Source organism: Candidatus Poribacteria bacterium, assembly GCA_016866785.1.
Lineage (GTDB): Bacteria > Poribacteria > WGA-4E.
In genome coordinates, this window is the sequence record VGLH01000199.1 from 1 (window position 1) to 4,739 (window position 4,739).

Sequence of the window (4,739 nt, forward strand, 5' to 3'; positions counted from 1 at the left end):
GGGCTGTTCCGCATGCTGGCGATCGTCGGAGCGGCGGCGACGCTGCTGGTGTTCCTCGGCTTCGCGAAGTGGCGCGAGGACGTGGGTGCGTAGACAGCCTCGCGCTGAGGGAGCGACGACCACGCTCAGCCACGACCTCGGACGACCTGGGCTCTTCGCATCGCTCCCCATAGGACCCAAACACGTTCACGGAGAGATACAAGGACCCGACGGGTCCGCATGCCCGCCGCCATGCTCCCTGCTCGTTCGATCTCCTAGGGTCGAACGAGCATCCTCGTCATCCCTTCGGGAGCACTTTGATTCTGGCGCAACGATCCGTTTTCGGGAGCACGTATTATGAGCCAATGCGGCGGTTGACTTTGGCGCCGCGCCGCATTAGCCTCTTGGAGACTTTGCGAAGTCCATGGTTCGGTGTCCAGGAGACCACGAGTCCGATGGTACGCTCCGTTATGCCTACCGCGCCCGCGATCTGGTCACGCCGCAATGCGGGACTGATCGTCGGCGGAGCGATCCTGGGCATCATCCTGATGCTCTTCGTGCCCCTGCCGTGGCAGGTGCTCGACGTCCTCATCGCCCTGAACCTGACCCTCGGCGTTTTCGTCCTGATGATGTCGCTGTTCATCCAGCGACCCCTCGATTTCTCGTCGTTCCCGACCGTCCTGCTCATCCTGACGATCTACCGCCTCGCTTTGAACGTCGTCTCGACGCGCCTCATTCTGTCGAACTGGGAGGTCGTCAAGAACTCGCAGGAATACCACCGCGTCGCCGGTCTGGTCATCCGCGCCATCGGGCAGTTCGTGATGCGAGGCGAGACGGTCGTCGGGATCGTCATCTTCGTCATCCTGATCATCATCCAGTTCGTCGTCATCACGCGCGGCGCGTCGCGTATCGCGGAAGTCTCGGCGCGATTCACCCTCGACGCGATGCCCGGCAAGCAGATGGCGATTGACGCCGACCTGAACGCCGGACTGATCGACGAGGCGACGGCTCGCCGCCAGCGCCGGATGATCGCTCAGGAAGCCGACTTCTACGCCGCCATGGACGGCGCGAGCCGGTTCGTCCGAGGCGACGCTATCGCGGGCATTCTCATCACGCTCATCAACATCATCGGTGGGCTGATCGTCGGCGTCGCCCGCGCCGGGCTCCCCTTGGCGGAGGCGTTCCGCACCTACACGCTCCTGACGGTCGGCGACGGTCTCGTCGCGATGATCCCGTCCCTGATGCTCTCGACGGCAGCCGGTGTCGTCGTTACACGCGGCGCGACCTCTGACGAGGACTTCGGCAAGGACCTGGGCTCTCAGTTTCTGCGGCAACCCCAAGCGCTGATCCTCACGGCGGTGGCGGCGGCGGTCATCGGTCTGGCGTTGATGGGAGGCGGCAAGCCCTCGGTCGTGCTGCCGTTCATGGCGCTGGCGGTGGTCGTCGGCTACATCGCCTACCGCACGTCCCCGCGCGCTCTGACGGCGCACGAAGCGGCTCCCGAGGTGACGATGCCCTCGCCGCTGGAAGAACTGGAAAAGCTCGAATACGCCGACGTCGTCCAGGCGCACCCGATGGAGGTGATGATCGGGTACAGCCTGCTGCCGTTGGTCGATACGGAGGTCCGCGCGAGCATCCCGGAGAAGATCGCCCGCATCCGGCGGGAGTTCGCGCTGGAACGCGGATTCATGATCCCCAAGATCCGCATCCGCGACAACGCGCGGCTCAAGCCCAGCCAGTACGCCATCCTGATTCACGGCTCCGAGGTCGCCGACGGCGAGCTCATGGTGAACCACTTCCTCGCCATGGACGCAGGGGGCGCGACGGCGCGGATCGAGGGCATGGAGGTGCGCGAGCCCGCCTTCGGGCTCCCCGCCATCTGGATCACCGCCGACCGCAAGGAGGAAGCCGAGCTCTCCGGCTACACCGTCGTCGATGCCCCCACCGTCATGACGACACACCTCAAAGAGATCGTGCGCCAGTACGCCCATGAGCTCCTGGGCAGGCAGGAAGTCCAGGAAATCCTCGACACGGTGAAGCGGAGCCATCCGGTCGTCGTCAACGAGCTCGTGCCGGATGTCCTGTCGATTGGCGCGACGCAGAAGGTTCTGCAGAACCTGCTGCGCGAGGGCGTCTCGATCAAGAACATCACGTCAATCCTCGAAGCGCTGGCAGACTCCGCTCAGTACGTGAAGGACCTGACGTCGCTCACGGAGTACGTCCGTCAGGGCTTGTCGCGACAGCTCTGCGAGCCGTACATGACGACGGGCCGCGTGCTGCCGGTGTTCACGCTGGACCAGACACTGGAGGGCGCGTTGACGCAGCAGATCCGCACCGTGGACGGCGCGTCGCAGTTGACGCTGGACCCGTCCGAGGTGCAGGGCGTCATGGAGGCAATCGGCAGGGCGATCGAGCAGGCGGCTCCCCTGGAAACCGAGCCGATCCTCGTCTGCACGCCGCCGCTGCGTCCCCACCTGAGAAAACTGGCGGAACCGTACCTATCGAACTTGGTCGTCCTGTCCTATGGCGAAATCGCCCCGGGCATCGAGGTGCGGCGGCTCGGCACGGTGCAGATGAACGCCGTCCGCTGACCTGCGTTTAGAGTAAGGGCGAATCGTTCGTCCGCTCGTTCCTGACCGAGGAAATGTCGATGCGGAACTCGCTGGGCTACAAGGCGTACGCGAGCAAGCGCGACTTGTGGCAGGCGTACATGGAGGGCGGCGACCCTCAAGCACGCGAGGAGCTCATCCTCGCCCATTTGCCGCTCGTCAAGGCGACCGTCCGCCGGATGGTGACGTCCCTGGCGTCCCATGCGGAGTTGGACGATCTCGAAAGCGCCGGGCTCTTCGGACTCATCGACGCTGTCGAGAAGTTCAACCCGTCGATGGGCAAGGAGTTCGCCGTCTACGCCTCCTTCCGCATCCGGGGAGCCATCCTCGACGAACTGCGAGCCCTCGACTGGGTTCCCCGGTCTCTCCGCGACAAGTCCCGGCAGCTCGAATTCGCCTACTCCGAGCTGGAGCAGCGCCTCGGACGCTCCCCCACCGACGAGGAGCTCGCCGAGTCCCTCAAGCTCACGCTGCCCAAGCTGCACACGCTGATGGGCGAAGTCAGCGGACTGCTCTGCCTCTCGCTGGAGGAGCTGCTCACCAGCGAGGAGGAGAACCTCTACATCGCGCCCATCTCAGAGGGATCGACCAGCGAGAGCCCGCTGGATTCGACGGCGTGGGAGGAGCTCCGCGACCTGCTCGCGACGGCGATCGAGCTGCTGACGGAGCAGGAGCGGATCGTCATCAGCCTCTACTATTTCGAAGAGCTGACGCTGAAAGAGATCGGGCAGGTTCTCTCCATCTCGGAGTCTCGCGTGTGCCAGGTGCACGCGCGCGCCATCCTCCGCCTGCGAGCGACGCTACAGCAGAGAGGCATTGCGACAAGTAGGGGATAGCTGGGGTCTCGACGGTCTCCGGGGAGCCGTCGGGCGTCAGTCGTCGCCGAGATGCTGGGCGATCACCGCTCCCGCCAGCAATTCCGTGCTGGGGAACAGCGACTGCTGAGCCAGTTTGGCTCGCACCTGCGCGACGCGATCCTCGCGCACATCCGGCATTGCCTTGAGCAGGCGCAGATACTTCGCCAGGCTTTCCGCCTGGGACGAGAGCTGGACTTCGACCGAGCTGTTCTCGGCGTTGTCCTGCAGGTCGCGCTGCGCGCGCGTGGTAGGGGTCGGCGACGGCGGCACGGTCTCCCGCGCCGGAGTCGGCGTGATTGGAGAGATCCCCTTGGACGAAGGTACTCTCATCGTCTTATCCTTGCAGTATTTACGTGGACACGTTCTGCCCGTGGCAGAGCAAAACGATCCCTCTGGCAGTATCAACCGTACTTATACCACACCGGCAGTGGGTATGCAAGGATCGTTGAGGTTCGGGACGGTCAGTCCATGAATCGGAGGGACGGCGGCATCGTGATGGTTAGTGGTCTCCATCGGAGTCATCGTGATGGAATCGCTGGCGTCCCTCGCGTCCATCGGGCGATCATGGCGACGTTGTGTGGATGTCGCGGTCTGACGGCGATGGCTGAATGAAGGCGTCTGCATCCGGCGGCGGATCGTCCGTGTGGATTCGCAGGTCGTCGATCCAGATGCGCTGCGGATGCGGCACGCCGGGACCGAAGTATGGAGCCATCAGGAACTGGTCGATCTTCATGTCGGGGTGCTGACCCGTGCGAAAAGCGACGTCGTGATGATCCATGAGCAGCTCGTTGTCGAACCAGTACTGGATGACGCCGTCATTGACGGCGATCCCGTCGCGGATCGTGTTCAGACGGAACCTCGCGCGGACGCGATGCCAGTCGCGCTTGTCGTAGCGTCCCGGGTTCTCGCCGAAAGCGGCGCGGTCTGCCTCCCAGTGCTTGCCGTTCACGTGGACGTCGCCGGAGCGGTAGCAGGTCCCGTCGCCGTAGCCGTCGGAGTCGCCGTTGCATCCGGCGACGGCGCGGCGTTCCGTGACGCCGACGAGGTTCTGCCGGAGACGGCTCTCGTCGATGTTCCGTCCGTCTTGGACGGCGACGCGCGGCACGCCGTTGACCGCCTCGACGTAGAAGGTGAGGTGCGTGTAGGCGGGTCCGACGAAGGGGTCGTCGGCGTCCGTGATGAAGTGGAACTCGTGCGGATGCCAGTTGACGCCCGTCCACGCCCAATCGTCGCTGTGCTTGATGAGGAAGCTGAGCGTGACGCTCTCGACCGGTTCGATACGGACGCGCCCGCC

General features: G+C 64.6%; 3 protein-coding genes. 2 read left to right on the forward strand and 1 reads right to left on the reverse strand.

Annotation, left to right across the window (positions count from 1 at the left end; all coding sequences use genetic code 11):
* Positions 1-449: 449 nt before the first annotated feature.
* Both flhA and FJZ36_18035 read left to right on the forward strand, forming a co-directional pair.
* Positions 450-2,570, forward strand: coding sequence for a flagellar biosynthesis protein FlhA (gene flhA / locus FJZ36_18030; GenBank protein MBM3216797.1), 2,121 nt, complete (start codon positions 450-452; stop codon positions 2,568-2,570).
* A gap of 59 nt (positions 2,571-2,629) precedes the next feature.
* Positions 2,630-3,424 (forward strand): FliA/WhiG family RNA polymerase sigma factor, encoded by a 795-nt coding sequence (locus tag FJZ36_18035; GenBank protein ID MBM3216798.1) that lies wholly within the window; start codon positions 2,630-2,632, stop codon positions 3,422-3,424.
* A 36-nt stretch (positions 3,425-3,460) separates the two neighbouring features.
* On the opposite strand, the gene FJZ36_18040 is transcribed toward FJZ36_18035, so the two are convergent.
* Positions 3,461-3,775, reverse strand: a complete 315-nt coding sequence (locus tag FJZ36_18040) for a flagellar biosynthesis anti-sigma factor FlgM (protein ID MBM3216799.1) — start codon at positions 3,773-3,775, stop codon at positions 3,461-3,463.
* Positions 3,776-4,739: the final 964 nt, after the last annotated feature.